Origin of the sequence: Hydrogenispora ethanolica, assembly GCF_004340685.1 — a bacterium.
GTDB classification, from domain to species: domain Bacteria; phylum Bacillota; class UBA4882; order UBA8346; family UBA8346; genus Hydrogenispora; species Hydrogenispora ethanolica.
Genome location: NZ_SLUN01000020.1, coordinates 23,936 through 41,618 on the forward strand (window position 1 = coordinate 23,936; position 17,683 = coordinate 41,618).

The 17,683-nt window shown below is 49.7% G+C and carries 17 protein-coding genes and 1 tRNA gene; all 18 read right to left on the bottom strand.

Going from position 1 to position 17,683, the window contains the following annotated elements; all coding sequences use genetic code 11:
- Positions 1 to 60: 60 nt before the first annotated feature.
- Entirely contained in the window at positions 61 to 198 is a 138-nt protein-coding gene (gene scfA / locus EDC14_RS15670) for a six-cysteine ranthipeptide SCIFF (protein ID WP_132015257.1), read from the bottom strand.
- Positions 199 to 222: 24 nt separating this feature from the next.
- Positions 223 to 298 (bottom strand) — tRNA-Ala (locus EDC14_RS15675).
- 288 nt (positions 299 to 586) lie between these two features.
- Positions 587 to 1,417 (bottom strand): TRM11 family SAM-dependent methyltransferase, encoded by an 831-nt coding sequence (locus EDC14_RS15680; RefSeq protein ID WP_132015258.1) that lies wholly within the window; start codon positions 1,415 to 1,417, stop codon positions 587 to 589.
- Positions 1,418 to 1,559: 142 nt separating this feature from the next.
- The gene (locus tag EDC14_RS15685; protein ID WP_132015259.1) at positions 1,560 to 2,933 is read right to left on the bottom strand and encodes an OstA-like protein; all 1,374 of its coding nucleotides are present in this window, start codon (positions 2,931 to 2,933) and stop codon (positions 1,560 to 1,562) included.
- Between the two features lie 81 nt (positions 2,934 to 3,014).
- The gene (locus EDC14_RS15690; protein WP_132015260.1) at positions 3,015 to 3,950 is read right to left on the bottom strand and encodes a hypothetical protein; all 936 of its coding nucleotides are present in this window, start codon (positions 3,948 to 3,950) and stop codon (positions 3,015 to 3,017) included.
- A gap of 59 nt (positions 3,951 to 4,009) precedes the next feature.
- Positions 4,010 to 5,428, bottom strand: coding sequence for a hypothetical protein (locus tag EDC14_RS15695; RefSeq protein ID WP_132015261.1), 1,419 nt, complete (start codon positions 5,426 to 5,428; stop codon positions 4,010 to 4,012).
- 51 nt (positions 5,429 to 5,479) lie between these two features.
- Positions 5,480 to 5,887, bottom strand: a complete 408-nt coding sequence (ruvX, locus tag EDC14_RS15700; protein ID WP_132015262.1) for a Holliday junction resolvase RuvX — start codon at positions 5,885 to 5,887, stop codon at positions 5,480 to 5,482.
- A 57-nt stretch (positions 5,888 to 5,944) separates the two neighbouring features.
- Positions 5,945 to 7,195 (bottom strand): DUF3084 domain-containing protein, encoded by a 1,251-nt coding sequence (locus EDC14_RS15705; protein ID WP_132015263.1) that lies wholly within the window; start codon positions 7,193 to 7,195, stop codon positions 5,945 to 5,947.
- A 14-nt stretch (positions 7,196 to 7,209) separates the two neighbouring features.
- Entirely contained in the window at positions 7,210 to 8,292 is a 1,083-nt protein-coding gene (locus EDC14_RS15710; RefSeq protein WP_132015264.1) for an LptF/LptG family permease, read from the bottom strand.
- Between the two features lie 56 nt (positions 8,293 to 8,348).
- Positions 8,349 to 9,068, bottom strand: coding sequence for an LPS export ABC transporter ATP-binding protein (gene lptB, locus EDC14_RS15715; RefSeq protein ID WP_132015265.1), 720 nt, complete (start codon positions 9,066 to 9,068; stop codon positions 8,349 to 8,351).
- 180 nt (positions 9,069 to 9,248) lie between these two features.
- Positions 9,249 to 9,962: an LptA/OstA family protein gene (locus EDC14_RS15720; RefSeq protein WP_132015266.1), complete on the bottom strand. Its 714-nt coding sequence runs from the start codon at positions 9,960 to 9,962 to the stop codon at positions 9,249 to 9,251.
- A gap of 4 nt (positions 9,963 to 9,966) precedes the next feature.
- A complete protein-coding gene (gene lptC, locus EDC14_RS15725) occupies positions 9,967 to 10,503 on the bottom strand; it encodes an LPS export ABC transporter periplasmic protein LptC (protein WP_165908059.1) in 537 nt (178 codons plus the stop codon).
- Between the two features lie 213 nt (positions 10,504 to 10,716).
- The gene (locus EDC14_RS15730; RefSeq protein WP_243662957.1) at positions 10,717 to 11,523 is read right to left on the bottom strand and encodes an LpxI family protein; all 807 of its coding nucleotides are present in this window, start codon (positions 11,521 to 11,523) and stop codon (positions 10,717 to 10,719) included.
- A 146-nt stretch (positions 11,524 to 11,669) separates the two neighbouring features.
- Entirely contained in the window at positions 11,670 to 12,482 is an 813-nt protein-coding gene (gene lpxA, locus EDC14_RS15735; protein WP_243662951.1) for an acyl-ACP--UDP-N-acetylglucosamine O-acyltransferase, read from the bottom strand.
- Between the two features lie 171 nt (positions 12,483 to 12,653).
- Complete coding sequence (gene fabZ / locus EDC14_RS15740) at positions 12,654 to 13,076, bottom strand: 3-hydroxyacyl-ACP dehydratase FabZ (RefSeq protein ID WP_132015269.1); 423 nt, start codon at positions 13,074 to 13,076, stop codon at positions 12,654 to 12,656.
- 18 nt (positions 13,077 to 13,094) lie between these two features.
- Positions 13,095 to 13,976 carry a UDP-3-O-acyl-N-acetylglucosamine deacetylase gene (gene lpxC, locus EDC14_RS15745; RefSeq protein ID WP_132015270.1) on the bottom strand — a complete coding sequence of 294 codons (882 nt, stop codon included), beginning with the start codon at positions 13,974 to 13,976 and terminating at the stop codon, positions 13,095 to 13,097.
- Positions 13,977 to 14,165: 189 nt separating this feature from the next.
- On the bottom strand, positions 14,166 to 14,894 hold the full coding sequence (locus EDC14_RS15750) for an amino acid ABC transporter ATP-binding protein (protein ID WP_132015271.1): 729 nt from the start codon (positions 14,892 to 14,894) through the stop codon (positions 14,166 to 14,168).
- A gap of 126 nt (positions 14,895 to 15,020) precedes the next feature.
- A complete protein-coding gene (locus tag EDC14_RS15755) occupies positions 15,021 to 17,549 on the bottom strand; it encodes a hypothetical protein (RefSeq protein ID WP_132015272.1) in 2,529 nt (842 codons plus the stop codon).
- Positions 17,550 to 17,683 lie beyond the last annotated feature (134 nt).

The window sequence follows — 17,683 nt, forward strand, 5'->3', positions numbered from 1 at the left end:
ATCAAAAAGCCATGAATCCATGGCTTATCTGAATAAAATCATAAGTATAGTTAAAAAACTTTATTTCTGACAGACTTGGTTTCCAACCGTACACGAAGTTTTGCAAGCGGATTGACAAGAATTTTTGCATTCGCCACAGCCGCCGGTCTGGATTGTCGTGGCAAGTTTTCCTTGAACCAAAGGTTTAATCAGTTTCATAACATGCCCTCCGCAAAAGAAAATTGGTGGACCCGAAGGGATTCGAACCCTCGACCTCTGCGATGCGAACGCAGCGCTCTCCCAACTGAGCCACGGGCCCATGACTACATCTGAAGGATGCAGGGACTGCCATAATGCGCGTCCCACTTGGGGCAACGGCGTAAAGTCTTTAAAGTCTTCACTCCGCCATTGTTATCCCGGCAACTCTCGCTGTCCTTTACATACTGTTCACAGGAGTTACAAACTTGTTGAACTTCTGATAAAGAAAGCTTATAGACCATGATAACCACCTCAGAACAAAATTTGTCGAAGAGGCAGGTCTCAGTTGCTTAACTATTATAACATGTTCCAATACAATTGCCAAGGGTAATCTATGGAAAAATTATTATCAACTCTCCTTCCGCAAAATGATAATGTTTTGATGGGTAATATTAGGTACAAAACAACTTTTTACTGCATAGGGCTTCAGCGGGCGTTGAGTGGCTTTATTCCACCAAATTCGTATGCCTTTCCAACGAAACCCGATGTTCCGTAACGTTTCGGCGACCATGGTTCCAAGCGGTAGATATTCGCCACGATGAAACCGATCCCCGATCAATAATACCAAATACCGTTTGGGCTGCAGGATACGAAGGGCCTCATTGCCAAAAACCCGGATCTTCTCCAGATAGTCTTGATAAGATTCGGAATTTCCAAAATCAGCGGCATTTATGGAGAACATGCTAAAGTTGGTCTCTTCTTTAAAACCATTAATCCGATGGTGGCATCCGTAGGGCGGATCGGTAATAATGGCCGCAAACGATTCATCGGGGAACCGGCGCATCACCGCCAGACAATCTCCTAAAATTAACTCCGCTCCCAGGAGTCGCCCTCCTTCCGGATTGGCAGCCGGCACGAAAGCGCCTCCGAACGCTCTGAAATCCTGGCGTAATTCTTGGTAAACTCTGACCCATTCCGGATTGAGTTCGATGCCCACCGCCCGCCTTCCGGTCAACTCAGCCCCGAGTAACGTACCACCGACCCCGGCAAAGGGATCAAGGATAACCTCTCCGGCCTTGGTAAAGAAGGTGATGATCTCGGCCATTAATTCCGGCGGTTTCATGGCGCCGTGCGCTTTTCGTCGGGGAAAGGTTTGGTCCGGCGGAAAATTGGTTTCGTAAATCGAATTGGTCCAATACAACCATTGTGAGCCATTCAAATCGTTGAGCCGGTTTTCCACGCTTGTTGCTCCCGCCTGTAAAATTATTGCCTTTATAGCATCCCCAACCCAATAAAAAACCTTTCATCAAAATGATGAAAGGTTCTATCAATAAAATACCGGGAAAACTTGTCATTCCTTCATTAAACTCTAATTGACCCGATTAGAATCTCATACGCCACCGCATTTCCAGAGAATGGTCAGCGACGTTCCAGCCCAAGGAGGTAGATAAACAGCAAGTCTCGTGAGAAATACTATATACTTGCCGGATCCAGCCTTCTTTTTCAGTTCCGAAATGATTGAAATTATATACTCCATCCATTCCGAACCGGTACCGGCTATTCAGCGGAAAGCTCAGATCATAGATGAAATTATCACCTAACTGATAATCGTAGTCCTGGCGCAAATAATTATCTTCTAGATATACCCACTGATTCTGGGAAGTAGAATTCAAATCCGCCAAATGAAGCAGACTAAAGGTCATATTCGGCGCCGGATTAAAATCCACCCGGTATCCGCCGTAGGTTCCTTCGATCGTCTGACCCGTCTCGGACGTCCTGATGCTCCGCGCCAGCAAACCCACCTGCCACCGGCCAAATTCCGTCTGCCAATACTTTCGAGTTGCCGACAGACCCCACTTCTGCGTCCCTTGACCGGAAAAATCCCGGGCTCCGTCGATCGTGAATATATAAGTTTGGGTCTCGTACTTCATCTGGTCCATTAACGTAAAATAACCGGCAGTGTTGTATTCCAAATCCATTTGATGGGTGAAAGGACCCCAAAAATTCTGAAAACCGGCATCCAACTTGGAGTCCCCTTGAGTGGTCAACTCACCCCGAAAGCGCCATTCCCAATTTTCAGAACGGGGGTTGGAATACTCGTAATTCAGTTTCATCCCGTCATCCTTATCATAATTCAAGCCAAAACGAGGTAAATTCTTTTCATTCCGGTTCAAGGTGAGACTCGGAAAATAAAATACCGGGATCCCTTTAACCTTCAACACTACCTTTTCCAAACGCACTTTCTGGTCATCCACCCGAATTCGCTTCGCCGATAATTGGTACTCCGGATGAGGTAATGGGCAACGGGTCAAAGTTGCGCCCGAAACTTCAGTAGCAACTTGATCAGTAGTAGCCGATTGCCCAGTAATTAGGTAATCCCGCTCCTCTCCGGGCACTCTTCCGGTAAATTGGGCAATTCGACCGGCGGAAGTCCGGGAATTGTAGACGATGGTTTCAGTTTGAAAATCTCCCTGTTTAGTATGCAAAGTTACCGTTCCGGAGGCTTCCGCCTGCCCGTCCATATTGTTATAGACCAGTCGGTTTGCAGTGATCACTGTTTCCCCGTTGGTTAAGCGAACATGGCCGGTAGCATTGGCAACTCCAGTGTTGCCATTATAAACCAAAGAGTCGGCTTCAACCGACATATTGCCACTTACCATTCGTACTTTGTTGGTAGCTGTGGTGATGTTGGAATCAAAGTCATAATCCAATTGTCCAACAGCTTCAATCTGAATTTCATCGGAGGCTGCCCACACCGGCGTAGCCGTCCATCCGAGCAATATCCCACAGAGGAAACCAAATAATCCCCAAATAAGTTTTATACGTTGTATTTTCTTCTACCTCCGGTCATCAATGAGTGTATAAATTCGAGCGGGCTCAGCGACTTGAATATAAAACTCGGAACCCTCCGGAATAACTTTCTCCTTGCCCTTGATCACCATACCGAAAAGAATGCCACCTGGTCCAAATGCCATCATTCCGGCGGTGCTGATGCCAACCGCCCGGGTGTGGGAACTGTTCATCTCCGAGGCCTTGGCACCATAATCTGCTGCCACCGGAGTGCCGTCCAAAGCGCGGAGTTTTTGAAAATCGACTTTTAATACGGCATCTCGCCCCAAGTTGCCCGGACGTTTGATCTCTCGCAGCAGCCCTACGCTTCGCATACCTTTCGGGAAAACGATAGCCTGGTTATACATAACCGTCTCAGCCGCTTCATATTGGAAAGAATCCCCCGAATGATTCTGCTTGGAATTGAGTTCATTCAACATCCGCACTCGAATCAAAAGACCCTCCGGAATACTGACCCACCTTCCCCGGACTACTCCGCCCGGATAAATCTGATTGACCAACTTTTCCAAACGTTTAGTCAGCGGACCGGCATAGATTCGACCAAACAAAAGCTGTTCCATTTGTTCGAGACGGCTTTTCAGCGGACCCGATTTAACTTCTTTGAATAAAGCCCATTCCAAGGCTTGTGTCTTGTATAACAATGAAATGTCCTGAGGCTGATTGGTCAGGATGACCGTATCCAAGCGAGTCAAACGCTCCACCAAGCTGGCATCCCGTCTTTTACCGGTCACCAGCATCTCAAACTGGTCTAAACGTTCCAACAAACTCCCAGGTTGAACAGTACCTAAAGTCATCTCTTCCAGCTGATTCATCCAACCCATTGGATTTTGAATATTCTGAGTCGCTTCTTCCGCCTGAACCACCGGAACCAAAAAAACGATCAATAACACAATTCCCAATAAGTTCCATATTGCTCGGCGCACGGAGTACCTCCTGAAAGGACTATGATAAACCGCTAAAAAGGCTTTATCATATAGCTTCTCTAAAACCGGATAGATAACGCACCGGTAATCGTAGGATCTTCATCAAAATTCAAATATTGATAAGCCAGCCACAACGTCATCCATTTGTTGTACTCGACACCAATGGAAGTTGTACTTAACATTTCGTTCTTCGGTTGCGAATTGACGAACGATTGGTAAGCCAAAACCGTTAAATAGTCATTGAATTGATACTGCACTCCGGCGCTGGCTTTGGCGTCGGATGGCCGGAAACTCTCAAATCCCAAATTGACGTCCCGGTACAAGAAATCGAGTCCGCCATAGACCGAAGCCTGCGACGATATGGGAAATGATCCGTCAATCTTAATCTGCAACGCCTGTAATTCATTGCGATTGATATTGTCCAGATCGACGGTGTGAGGATTGTAAAATGGGAATCCGAAATGATTGGGATTAATATTGGTTTTCCCTGACGGATTGCTGGTATATATCAAAAGACCGCCGACCTTTAAACCTTGATTTAAGTTCCCGAGGAACGGCTTGGCGTTAAAATTGGTATCCAAGCGCCGGTACCCGGTAAGGGACAATGGACCGGGAAAGCGCCATAACCGTTCAATTTGATGAATCTGGTTTACCTCATCGAGCATAACCAATACTTGATTATTAAACGCCGTGTTGGACGCGCGATCTACGATTCCGGAGACGTTTTTCATTTTTAACGGAAACAGGTAATATCCGGAGACCGATCCGTCTTCCATAGCAGGAAGGCTTCCCTTTACGACTAAAAAAGATCGTTCAGTAGTGAATGACGGTTGATAAACCACATTCACCCCATCCAGCTCACTTTCCAATAATCCAAGATCTTCTGCCTGTAAATAAGCATTCGGAATAAATAAAAATGATTTTTGTTCCAGCTCCCAATAATACTGTCCGTAATAATAATAAGATTCGTTAGGCGAAGTCGTAGGGGCGTCGGTCAGTAAAAGGTCCAAGTCCATATAGCCTTCGGATTCCGCCTTCGGTTTTGCCAATTGAGGGCTGATATTGTCGATATCCGTAATTTTCAAACCCAAATCAACCAATTCCCTCTCAAATTCAGCGATTAGTCGCTGTAATGATTCGGCGGCCGGGCCGGGTAATTTTGAAAGATTCTCGGCCGATATGTTTTCTAACTGTTTGGTTAAGAGTCGTTTTATGTAGTAGGCCATTTCGAAACGGGATAAAGTATTGCCGGATTTCACCCAAGCCTCCGGATAATTGTCGATATAACCGGCCTTGACTAAAGTCGACATCTCCGCATAAATCCAACTGCCCGGTGGTATCAGTACCACCGCGCTATCAGCACTTCCCGTTCCCGAAAGAACGATAAACAGAATGACGGCCCAGATCAAATTCATAAATCGCGAATGAATCATGATAACTCCATCTCCATTAAAGAATAATGGAACCAGACAAGCCACACTTGCTCCCTCTTCCCATTGATTGGGGCTCTATCCATGAATCCTGTTATCTCATTTGCCATATCTGGATAAGAATCTCTCGGCTAGAATGACTGCGACATAATCATCGAATGGCCGGTCCGGGACCCGCAATCCAATGGGCAGTAAACGGGCTAAGCCTTTGGTATTTTCCCGCAAATAACGCTGGCGCCCTTCGATACTTGAGCGATCTTCATCCACCCACTGAATTTCCAGGCCAAATGGTTTTAATAATTGAAAAGCTTGCCGACTCGTCGTTCGATCCCCCAAAACAATTACCGATACCGGATACTGATTTAAGATTTTATGAATTTCATCTGCTAATGTAGCGGATTGAATGATAGTTTTATACAAAACCCTCGCCTCATCATCCACCACAGCCAAACCGCATTTTTGACGACCGGGGTCAATGGCTAAAATGACGGATTTGATAACCGACACTCCTTTATCTCCACTATCTCATCTACTCTTTAACGCTAAAACCTGGGCACGTTTACCTTATTTTCGGATCTCGAACTTGATCTTAAACTGGTCGATCCGCCTAATATCCTGGGTTGCCGCAACCGAAACGTTAACATTCGTTGACTTCTGTTCTCGAATGGCTTTTATGGTGGCGGCAATCTCCGAAATCGAGACTACATTTCTTAAATTCTGCCCTTCGGTAATAATTCCTTTTTCGATAGCTTTATTATTTGCCAAAATTAACAAGCTTAATAACTGATCCCGTAATTCCGATTCATTCGAATTGCTGGATAACGTCGCATTCGCGATTGCTTCACCTGCCGCGAAGACGACTTGATCGGGGTAGACTTCTAGCGTTACCGTCACTGGCTCACTGGAAACCGAATTTTTCTCAACGACTACCCGTACGATGGACTTTACACTCAGTCCAGCCACTTGGGTAGTTACCTCCGCTAGTCTTTTCGGAGCAACCCGCAAAGCGTAATTTGATTTGCCGGGGATTTGGGCTCCCCGTTTCAAGGCGACTTCGTTGGCCTCCTTGAGTAAAGGCTCAATCGCTTCCGCATAGATTCGATCGGCATGGATACCCGGATTTACGACTTTGGCCACTAGGATTTCGCCTACATAAAAAATGATCGGTTTATCCAAATAGTTCCGGTTTTGGTCTTCCAAACTCTTCAGCCAACCTTCCAGGTTCTGAATCTGCTGATTTAAGCGTGCTTCTTGAAGTGTCAAATTGGACATTTGGTCCTTCAAGTCGTTATTAATTTTCGTCAGGTTGGCCATGCGATTTTGGGCCAACTCCAGTTCTTCCTTGGTGCTGGAGAGATTGGATTTTACCTCTTGCAGCGTCACCGCGGCATGCTGATACTGCTCCTGAGTGCTCTCCAATTGTCGTTCTACTTGTTTGCGCTGCTTAACAACAATCTGCAAATTACGATGCAACTCATCATTTCTTAATGTCAAATCCCGGTATTCTTGCTCTTTCAATTGAATCTGGTCAGTTAAGGTTTGTACTTTTTTCGTCGTTACCTGAAGATTCTGTTCGATCGTCTTCAACTCAAAAAGCGCCTTGCGGACATAATCAGACATCAGCGTCAGAATTAGCAACGTCAAACCGGCGATGAAAAAACCCGTTAAAACCGTGATAATCATCGAAGTATATTTGGGACGCAACCCAAACATACTGAGCCTTTTTTTGCCGACCTTCATGCCGACCCGGTCTCCTAATAAAGCCAGGAGGCCGCCAAATATGACCACTGCCGCGATAATCTCCAGACCGAACATGATTTCACTCCCGTTCAACTCTTCACGGTACGAGTAATTACCAATCCATAGCCGGCTAAAACCAGATTCGGCAGCCAAGCTCCCAAAAAGGGTGGAATCGCGCCGCTACGCGCCATAAAAGTGCCGATTCCCATGAAAATATACCAAACTAATATAAAAATAATGCAAAGTCCAAAGCCAGCTGCATTGGAACGGCGTTGCGGCCGTAATGCCAGTGGTGTTCCCAATAGCGCCAGGATTAGACTGGCCAAGGGAATCGAAAACTTCATATGCAGGTCAACCAATAAGCCGCGTTTTTCGCTACCCTGTTGAGGGGCAAAACGTTTAATATACCGACTCAACTCGGAAATACTCTTGTTTTCGGGATCTTCTTTCAATTGTTCGATCTCCGATGGAGTCAGGCTGAGATCGTATTTTACCCGGCCTTCCTTCACAACGATGGGATAAAAATTGTCCGGCAAGTACTCATAAATCCGGCCATTATTAAAAAACCAGTTCTGATCCTTCCAATAAAGTTTACTGGCTTCGATGGTCCGGGTCAGAGAACCCTGATGAAACTCTTGGATGGCGACGCCGAAGAGCTCCTTGGTTTTCGGTTCATAACGGTCGGCATAGATTAACTTTTTTAAACTATCGCCATCGTAGAAATCTTTGTAGAAATGGCGAATGGTTTTGGTTACTTCCTTGGACGCGTTATTCTTGAGCTGATCGTACGTGCGCAAGGCATTCGGAACGACATACTCGTTCAACAAAACGCCGCCGATACTAACCGCCAATCCGATTAAAATCACCGGATAAGCCAATTTTCCATAGGTCAAGCCGCCAGCCCGCATAGCGATGGTTTCGCTGTGACTGGTCAGATTGCCCAGTCCGAGCAGCGCTCCCAACAACACCGCGATTGGCGCCGCTTGCATCATATACTCCGGCATCCGTAAAGCCAGAAGCTTAATGATGTAGAAGACGGTCAAATGATATCGTTCGGCGTCCCGCAACAAGCCTAAAAAGATAACCCCGCCAAAGATGCTTGTAAAGGCAAAAAAGCCAAATAACATCGGACCCAAAATCTCTTTCATCACGTATTTGGTAAGGATCTTCATACGCTGCCTCCCCGTGTGGACAGTCGAAAACGTTTCGTCATCTGCAATGCGCTGCGTTACATATTAAAACGATCACCCAAGTAAAACTTGCGGGCGTTCTCGTCGTTGGCGATCTGTTCGGAACTTCCTGAAGTTAAGATCTGGCCGGCATACATAATGTAGGCGCGGTCGGTGATGGCCAAAGTTTCCCGAACACTGTGATCGGTGATTAAAATCCCCATTCCTCTATTGCGAAGCCGATTGATGATATCCTGGATATCGGCGACCGCAATTGGATCCACGCCAGTAAATGGCTCATCCAACAAGATATAGTCCGGGTTCATGGCTAACGCCCTGGCGATCTCCGCCCGCCGGCGTTCTCCTCCCGAGAGCATATAGCCGAAACTCTTCCGCAAGCCCGTAAGACCAAATTCAGACATTAGTTGCTCACATCGTTCCTGGCGTTCCGATTTAGTCAGATTCGTCAATTCCAAAATGGCCATGATATTATCCTGAACGGTGAGTTTTCGAAAAATCGAAGCCTCTTGCGCCAGATAACTCACGCCATATCTGGCACGGCTATGCATCGGTAACGTCGTGACGTCATGATCATCGATCCGGATGCTCCCGGCATTACAACGTTCCAATCCGACTATCATATAAAAAGTGGTCGTCTTTCCCGCACCGTTGGGTCCCAAGAGTCCAACGACTTCACCGGCGTTCACTTCCAACGATACACCGCTGACCACTTGCCGGCGCTGATATTGCTTTACTAATCCTTCAACGATAATCGGCATCCTATTCTCCCCGTTCGAAAACTTGTTGGACATCGATATTGTACCAGTCCCCAACCGCAGTCGGAAAAAGGCAACCAAGGTGTTGCGCAGTTAAAAAGAACTTATGCATTGTATTTTGATGCCGCAATCCGGTTTTTGATTTCAAACTGTTTGCGGCTATGTACCAGACCTATTCCAACCTCAGCGGCTCTCTTTGTTGATACGGGACTGTACACCGCCGTTCGCCGTTATCTTTTTGGTGGTTAAGTCGTAAATGATCTCCGTGGCGGTTAATTCACTATTGCCGCGCACCACTACCGGATTTTGCTGCAAAACCACTTTGTTCTCATCCCGGTTAAAAAGTATTTTTCCGGCTCGGGCGATCGTTTCATTCCCCTGAATCTGAGCGGAACCCGTAATGGTCAATGTGCCCCGGACAACTTGTCCCTCCATGCGCTCCCCGGTGAGCTGCCATTCTTTGTAATCCAGCTCCGGTTTTCCAGTCATCACGACAACATCGTTGGCTCGATCCCATTCGAGACGTTCACCGGTGAATGAGGTGTTCTCATCGTATTTCAAAGCAACATGATTCATTGCCACCAGACGGTCCTTTTTCATCTCGACCACAATGACCTCGCAGTGCATGGTCCGATTCGGATTGGTCTGTATCAGCTGAACCGACTGTTTTCCGGTGACAACCTCCTGATTGCGGTCGTATTCCAGATACTTCGCTTCCAACACCGAATTATTCCAACGAACCGTCACCGGCTGGGTTTCGGTTCCGTAATACTGCATGGTGTTGCGTTTCAAGTCCATTTCACCGCCGGCTGGCGCCACCAGTTCCATCGGCGCGGCCGCCCAAGCCAGACTCGGAATCAAAACAAGCACCCATAGTAGTTTTCGCCAATGTCGCATCTGATTACCTCCGGTATGTTACCTTGGTCGTTCCCGAAAAACGCACTTGATCGAGGTCAAGACTTGCGTCAAGTTTTGACGCATCAAGCGATAGGCCCGGACCTTTCAGACGCACCCGGTGTTCGGCAATGATCCGGCCCTGGGCCTGATCCCAGCGGATCCGCTCCGCCGTCAACTCTTTGCCGTCAGCGGTCCAAAACCGAACTTCACCACTTAATTCCATGGTCCGGGTCCGCCAATCGATCATACCGGTCTGCGCAGTAAGATGATAACTCGCTTGCTTATTGAGGACATAATCGCCGCGAATGCCTTCCAATCGGGCGGTGGTCTGATCCTTGGCCATTTTGGAGACAGTCAAATCCCAGTAACTGTCTTTTTCGGAACCGGGAACTTTAACATTGATACCGGTCAATTCATCGAGAACCTCGGCCGGTTTCTCTCGTTCCCCGGGCTTGCTCTGATTTTGGTGGGACGCTTGAAACATAGCAACTCCGGAGATGATCAGGGCGATGCCAAATACCACAACCATAAGAATCGTCAACCATCGTTTCCTTAGCTCCACCGTTTTCTCCCTTTCTGACCGGGAAACATATCCTCAAAATATTCTTCAAATATTCTTCGCGAAACGGACCAATAAATCCTGCTCCAAAAGCCGTAAGATCAAGGAAAGCCGCCGTATTTTCAATGGAAAACAGCATAGAAGCTGACAATGCTGGAAATCGCTGAAACCGTGATTGCGCCGGCTATCATCTAATTATAACGCCACGATTTTGAGCCCATGCCGGGCAGCGAGGTCCAAAAACTCCTCTTTCGCTACAATCAACGTCTTGGCGGCTTCAATCCCCAAAACCCCAGCCCGAGCTGTTATCATGGATTGAAGGGTCGAAAGGCCAACCGTCGGCACATCAAAACGTTCATCCTGTTTGGGTTTGCTTACCTTTACCACAACCGCGCCAGGCCCGCCCAGTGTACCACCGCGCAATATCGCCTGATCGGTTCCTTCAATGGCCTCCACGGCCAATACAACCCCGTTCTTTACTATAACGCTTTGTCCAATGTCCAGTTCCCCACTGACCTTTGCCATTCGAAATCCCAGTTGCAAATCGCCGTTTTCCACGGCAGAAATCTCGCCGAGCCGCATCCCCGCCGGAGCCAGCAAATGGCGAAGATAATCGGTTTGCTTGGCAACATGAATTCCCTGCTTTTCAAAAGCCTCCACAATGGCAAGCAGAACCGCGTCATCGTTTTTTTGAGGAAGCGACGCCAGCAGCGCTTGGCATAACGGATCAAATCCCCCTTGAAACAACGCTTCTTTTCCGACCTTTCCGGCAAAAACCACTTCCTTCACCGCTTGGCGATGGAAAGTCTCGATAATTGAGCCCAACTTTCCGGCGGGAAGCAGTTGGAAATCATCGGCTTTTTGAGCGATTTCCGGGTCGACCTCTCCCGCCAGGCCCACTACCACCGCGCGATAGCCGCGGCTCTTAATCTCTTGCAAAGCATCAAATGGCAGCCGGCCGCGCCCCGCGACGAGTCCTACTCCAGCTTGTCGATTCATCATCAACACTCCCGTCTCTCAGTATCCAACGAAAAAATTTTCTATCTACATAAAAAACGAAAATTTTATTTCAAATGAAAAGGGTAGTAGAAATGGCAAAAAGACTAGACGATCGTCTAGTCTTTTATCAACCTTAGTTTCCCGAGAACTTACCTTAAAATACCCCGTTCGGCATTGCGCAGGAAACGGATGAAATGATCGATCTCCTGGCTGCCCTGGAGTTCTTGCTCCATCTGTTCAATGGCCCGGCTAATCGTCAAGCTGGACCGGTAGAGGATCCGATAGGCTTTTTTGATCTCATCCCGCACTTCGGAAACGATCCCATTCCGACGCAAACCGACTACATTAATGCCGGATACTTTGGCGGGATTTCCATCCACCAGCACAAACGGAGGAATGTCCTTCACGATCTTCGAACAAGCGCCGATCATGGCCATCTTGCCGACTTTGGTGAATTGATGGACTCCGGTCAAGCCGCTGATAATCGCCCGATCTTCCACCACAACATGCCCGGCCAAAGCCGAACAGTTACCGATGATTACGTGGTTGCCGACCTGACAGTCGTGAGCGACATGGGAATAGGCCATGAACAAACTATTGCTGCCGATGCGGGTTTCCAGTCCCCCGCCCTCGGTACCGCGGCTGATCGTGACATTTTCCCGGAAAATATTGTTATCGCCGATGACCAGAAAACTTTTTTCACCTTTGAATTTTAAATCCTGTGGTTCGCAGCCGATGCTGCCGCCGTGATAAAATCGGTTTCCCTCGCCAATTGTCGTCCAGCCTTCAATGACCACATTGGGTCCGATAATACAATTATCGCCAATCACAACATTTTCTCCAATAATGGCATAGGGGCCGATAACTACATTGCGTCCGATAACCGCACCCGGATGGACAATGGCGGTTTCGTGGATTTCGCGGATTGCCACCACTTTCGATTCGACGAGTTTCATTGTCATGAATGAGCCCCCTATCATAATTGCCCCCAGAACTAAGAAGTAAAATTATTAATATAATCTGGAGATATGTATCAAGATTGGACAGGCATTTACGACGTTTTTTAAGCAAATAACGTGATTATTCCCATAAAATCTTTCTTATTCTCTCCAATATGCCATGAATCTATAAATTTATTCGCCGACCACAAACATCAGATCGGCTTCGGTCGCCACCTGATTGTCCACCCTGGCCACGGCATGCACTTTGCCGACACTGCCTTTAAGGCGGATGACTTCAATTTCCATAATAATTTGGTCGCCGGGGACGATCGTCTTGCGGAACCGCGCATTGTCTATCCCGGTGAAATAAGGGATCTTGCCCTTGTGTTCCTCTTGGGACAGCATCAGTATTCCCGCAGACTGCGCCAGAGCTTCGATGATCAGCACCCCGGGCATGACCGGTTTGGCCGGAAAATGGCCGTTAAAAAACTCCTCATTGGCCGTGACATTTTTGAGGGCCACGATCCGTTGCTTGGGTTCAATCTCCAGGACCCGGTCGACCAATAAAAAAGGATAGCGGTGCGGCAACATTTTTTTGATCTCATTGATATCCATCTCGAAAATTCCTCCTCTTTATCTGGCCGCGACCGGGGTCGGGGCCGAAATGGCGGCGATCTTCTTCGCCAACTCCGAATCCAGTGCGTGACCGGAACGGATTGCGACCAATTGTCCGGCGAGCGGACCTAAAAGGTACAGATCCCCCAAGATATCCAGAATTTTATGGCGCACGATCTCATCGGGAAAACGCAGTTCATTGACATAACCGTCCTCGCCCACGATTACCGCGCTGTTGAAATCGCCGCCCAAAGCCAGACCCCGGCTCCGGAGATATTCGATCTCCTTCATAAAGGCGATGGTCCGGGCCGGAGCGATCTCCGTGACAAAGCTCTCCGGATTCAGCACATATTGCAAGTATTGGTTGCCGGTTACCGGATGGTCGGAGGTGAAGGTAAAGCTGATGGCTAACTGCTCTTGCTCCGGCGCGGCCGGCAATCCGATCAGCATCGCTTTGGAAGGCTCACCCTGACGCATGACGGTTCCTTCCACCCATACCGGCTCCTTAATGCGCGTGTAACGGCGAAGTGCCGCTTGCGCGGTTAAACCGGCCTTCAGTATTTTTTCGACAAAGAATAAGCCACTGTTGTCTCCCGCCGGAATCTCTTCACCGTCGACTTCCACCAGCACATTATCGATGCCCAAGCCATGAAAGACGGCCATTAAGTGTTCGATCGTCCCGATCTTCCAGCCATCCTTGCCGATGGTGGTATTTTTGGTGGTATCCACCAGCGCATGGATATCCGCTTTCACACGAGGCTGTCCTGGCAGATCGGTCCGGCCGAACCATACTCCGGAGTCAGCCGGCAAGGGCGTCAAACGCATCCGAACCTCGGCCCCGCAGTGCAGCGCCCGCCCCTCGATGACAATCTCATCAGCAATCGTCTGTTGAAATGCCAATTTTGTACCTCCGTCGCATTTTCATTGCCTGTTTCCCCGGCTTGATTGTTTTGCATTCGGCCTTGGGAATAAGAAATTTATTTCATCCTAGCTATCGCGCTTCCATCCCGGTAAAAAGCTAAATAACTGCCATCATATAAAAACATCTTCATGAATTATATGTCAGCCCGGGAACCCTGTCAAGTAAAATCAATGCCGCAACAGCTGATGATACTTCTTGCCAATCTCCGAAGTCGGATGTTCGAAAACTTGCTGCGGCGGTCCCTCTTCCACGACCCGGCCTTTATCCATAAAGACGATGCGGTCGGCGGCCCGCCGGGCAAACGACAGCTCGTGCGTTACAATCAGCATCGTGGTGTTGCCCTCTTGGACCAGTTCCTCCATGACCTCCAAAACCTCGCCGATCAGAATCGGGTCGAGCGAGGCCGTGGGTTCGTCCCATAACATGATCTCCGGCTCCAGCGCCAACGCCCGGGCGATGCCCACCCGTTGCTGCTCCCCGCCGCTGAGCTCATCCGGTCGGTCCTGCAATTTTGTACCGAGCCCGACCTTGCCCAGGGCGCACTCCGCCCGGCGATTGGCTTCCTCGACGCTCACTCCTTGCAGACGGAGCGGCATCGCCACATTATCAAGAGCCGTCAAGCGACGGATCAAGTTGAAGTGTTGAAAGACAAATCCGATCTTCCGCCGGACCGCTAGCAACTCATGGAGATTGAGATCGGTGATCGGCTGGCCCGCCAAGCGGATCGCTCCGGAATCCGGTTCGGTCAGCCGGTTGATGCAGCGGATCAGCGTTGACTTGCCGCAACCGCTCGGTCCCATGATGACGACCGTCTCGCCTTTTTCAACGCGGAGATCGACTCCGTCGAGGGCTTGCTTCCGGCCGTAATTTTTCATTAGATCAGAGACTTCCAACATGCTTTAGCACCAGCCTATTTAGAGAATTCCCCGGTCCGTCCGCGCCGGGAAGCCCGGCACGGACGGGACTTCGGGCCTTGGTGGATTCCTCACTCAAGTATATGATTCAACGCTCGGTAACGGTCATTATTTCATAATCATCTTCCAGCGGTTCAAGACCTGCAACAATCCGGGGCGTCCGGCCGGAATCACGATCTCCCGCATGATGGTCTTGAATGGTAATCCCAATGAGAGCCCGGCCATCACCTCGTCCTTGCTGACAGGATTGATCTTTTCCGCCAGCGACGAAATGAGAATTCCCAGTACAACGCCGCCGATTCCGACATAGAACAGATTGACATAAGGGATCCTGGCCCCCGACATCGCGAAGGTCGCTACCAGCCAAACGCAACCCATGGCTCCGGCATAGAGGTTGGCCGGATTGACCAGCCACTGCAGCAGCCGGTAGCCGCGGTCGAGCCAGACATTGTCCGGCTTGAGCTTCTTTTTGGCGAAGAACGAGTAACCCATCATTCGTAACATCGAAACCACCAGCGATTGATCCAGAATGAACGACAGGACCCACAGAATCAGGACCACCAATGCCGCAATGGTCGAGCGGACCTCCGCCAAAATCTTAAAAAGCTCGCTCCGGATGTCGAATTGAATGGTACCCGACGGCAAGGAGAAGATATTCACTTGATTATTGCCCAAGGCGTCCCGGATCGCGGCGTCAACCAACTGCCGGTCGATGCCGGTTTTCGTGAAGATCTGCAGCCGGCTGCCGGTGGCCGTCTGACCGCCGATATACTTGTCGATCAACGTCACTGTGCGGCCGATCTCCTCATCCATCATCTTCGGCAGCGAATCCCTCAAGCGTTGCATCTCCGCGATTAAGGCGCCGAGGTCGATCTTGTCCGAGCCGAATACGTGATCGCTCACGGCATTCAGTCCCGCCTTCAGGTCGGCCGGATTGACCCCGGTGATCTTCGACAGCACTTCGTTGGTGGACCCGAGCAGCTCCTGCAATTTCTGCTGGTTTGCGCTGCCCGGCGTGAAGACGGTTCCCACATTGTCGATCTGCTGCGCTAGATCCTTGGCCTTGTTGCGCCAGGAAAGCAGGACCGACATCACCGGGTTGAAACGGTTGATAAAATCATCCAGCGCGCCGATGCGGTCGCGGATCGCTCTTTCGACCGTGCGCAATTGCGAATTCAAAAGCTCCATCTTCTCGCCGATGCCCCCGTCTCCGCCGAGCGAATTCTGGAGCAACGGGCTGCCCATCAGCAAGCGAGCGCCCTGCAAGCCGTTCAATGCCGTGCTGAAACGGTTTTCCACGACTTGAACCCGGGCAAAATTACGGGCCAAGAAATCCAGATCATCGCCGACGCTGCTGATCAAGCGGACGGTCCGGTTCAAGCCGGACTGATTGGCTTTGCCGCTCAGGCCGGTGATCCCCGCCGCCATCCCGTTCAACGCCGACTGCACCTGGGTGAGCTGATGGTAAACCTTTTCGACGCCGCTGACAGTCAACCCTGCGCCGCTGCTGCTGTTATTGTTATAATCGGCGATCGCCGAATTCACATTGGTCAACAGCTGGATCCCCTGATCCATCGCGTAAACGAGCTGGGCTTTCCTGCTGGAGACCTCCACTGTTCCAACGGCTTGGCCGATCTTATCCCCGGCCGATACCCGGTATGCGGTCCGATCCCGCAATAACGACGAATCGCCTTGAATGATCATGCCGTGAATTCCGGCGGTGTCGATGGCGGTGATCTTGACCACCACTTCCAGTGGCTCTAGCAGCTTGCCGGGCTGAATATCCTTAGCGTTCTGTCCGTTCAGCGCCAGCAGATCGCCGACAGCCAGGTCCTGTCCGGGGTTGGGCTTAATGAGAACCTCGGCGGCATAGGCCGTCATGAAGTTCTTTATCTCTGACATGGTGTTCACCAGGTATTGGTTGTCGCCGCCGCCGTCGGTGCTGACATCCTTGGCCAGATCCAGGTCTTTGATTCCCACGATAGCCTGGGACGCCTTCTTACCGAGGGTCAATAACTCTTCCTGGGAATGGTTGGAATCCAGGCGCACCTCGATGATCTGGTAGCGCGCCAACAGCTTTTTGATCTGTTTAGCAACCGTCTCATGGAGCTGTGTGTTCTTAAGAATTACACCGATGCTGCTCCCGTCCTTGTAAGTGAAACGGACTCCCGGAATCTGGCCTACCTGCCGCGATACCATGTCAAAGACACCCCGCGGCACATTGGAGATGTTAATCCGCGGTTCGGTCATGATCGAAAAACCGGCGTCCCCCGGCAGATCGGCGAACACGGAGCCCAGGTTGTTAAAGACTTCCCGGTTCCGGTACTCCGATGGCAGCGTCAGAAAAAAGGTAGCTTTGCCCGCGACACTGATCCCTGCTTTCAGGGTAGCGCCGGGAAATTTATCATTGGCCACCTGCTGGAGCTGGCGACGCAAGGAGCCTTTTAGCTCTTCGCGCACTTGAAAGAGGAGATCATATTCGCCCGAGTCGCCCATGATCCCGGCGACCGTCTTGGCGAAATACTGATCCGTCACCATCGCAAAACCGCCCGCAAACAACGCCGAAGCCAAGGTGCCGATGAGCAACATTACGAGGATATCTTTTATGAAGGTGTCCCGACGCAAAAAAGTTAACATAACGTACCTCCATCGTCAGCACCGATTATAACATAATTAACGTCGCCAGCGCCAGTAAATATCCCATTTTAGCAGCATAAATATTTGGAAATAATGTCAAGAAGCGGCCTGCTTGGCCCATGCAATCCGCTCCC

Coding starts and splice junctions, on each gene's coding strand:
- scfA (WP_132015257.1), bottom strand. CDS start 198: ATGAAACTGATTAAACCTTTGGTTCAAGGAAAACTTGCCACGACAATC.
- EDC14_RS15705 (WP_132015263.1), bottom strand. CDS start 7,195: ATGTTCGGTCTGGAGATTATCGCGGCAGTGGTCATATTTGGCGGCCTC.
- EDC14_RS15710 (WP_132015264.1), bottom strand. CDS start 8,292: ATGAAGATCCTTACCAAATACGTGATGAAAGAGATTTTGGGTCCGATG.
- lptB (WP_132015265.1), bottom strand. CDS start 9,068: ATGCCGATTATCGTTGAAGGATTAGTAAAGCAATATCAGCGCCGGCAA.
- EDC14_RS15720 (WP_132015266.1), bottom strand. CDS start 9,962: ATGCGACATTGGCGAAAACTACTATGGGTGCTTGTTTTGATTCCGAGT.
- EDC14_RS15730 (WP_243662957.1), bottom strand. CDS start 11,523: ATGATGAATCGACAAGCTGGAGTAGGACTCGTCGCGGGGCGCGGCCGG.
- lpxA (WP_243662951.1), bottom strand. CDS start 12,482: ATGACAATGAAACTCGTCGAATCGAAAGTGGTGGCAATCCGCGAAATC.
- fabZ (WP_132015269.1), bottom strand. CDS start 13,076: ATGGATATCAATGAGATCAAAAAAATGTTGCCGCACCGCTATCCTTTT.
- EDC14_RS15750 (WP_132015271.1), bottom strand. CDS start 14,894: ATGTTGGAAGTCTCTGATCTAATGAAAAATTACGGCCGGAAGCAAGCC.
- EDC14_RS15755 (WP_132015272.1), bottom strand. CDS start 17,549: ATGTTAACTTTTTTGCGTCGGGACACCTTCATAAAAGATATCCTCGTA.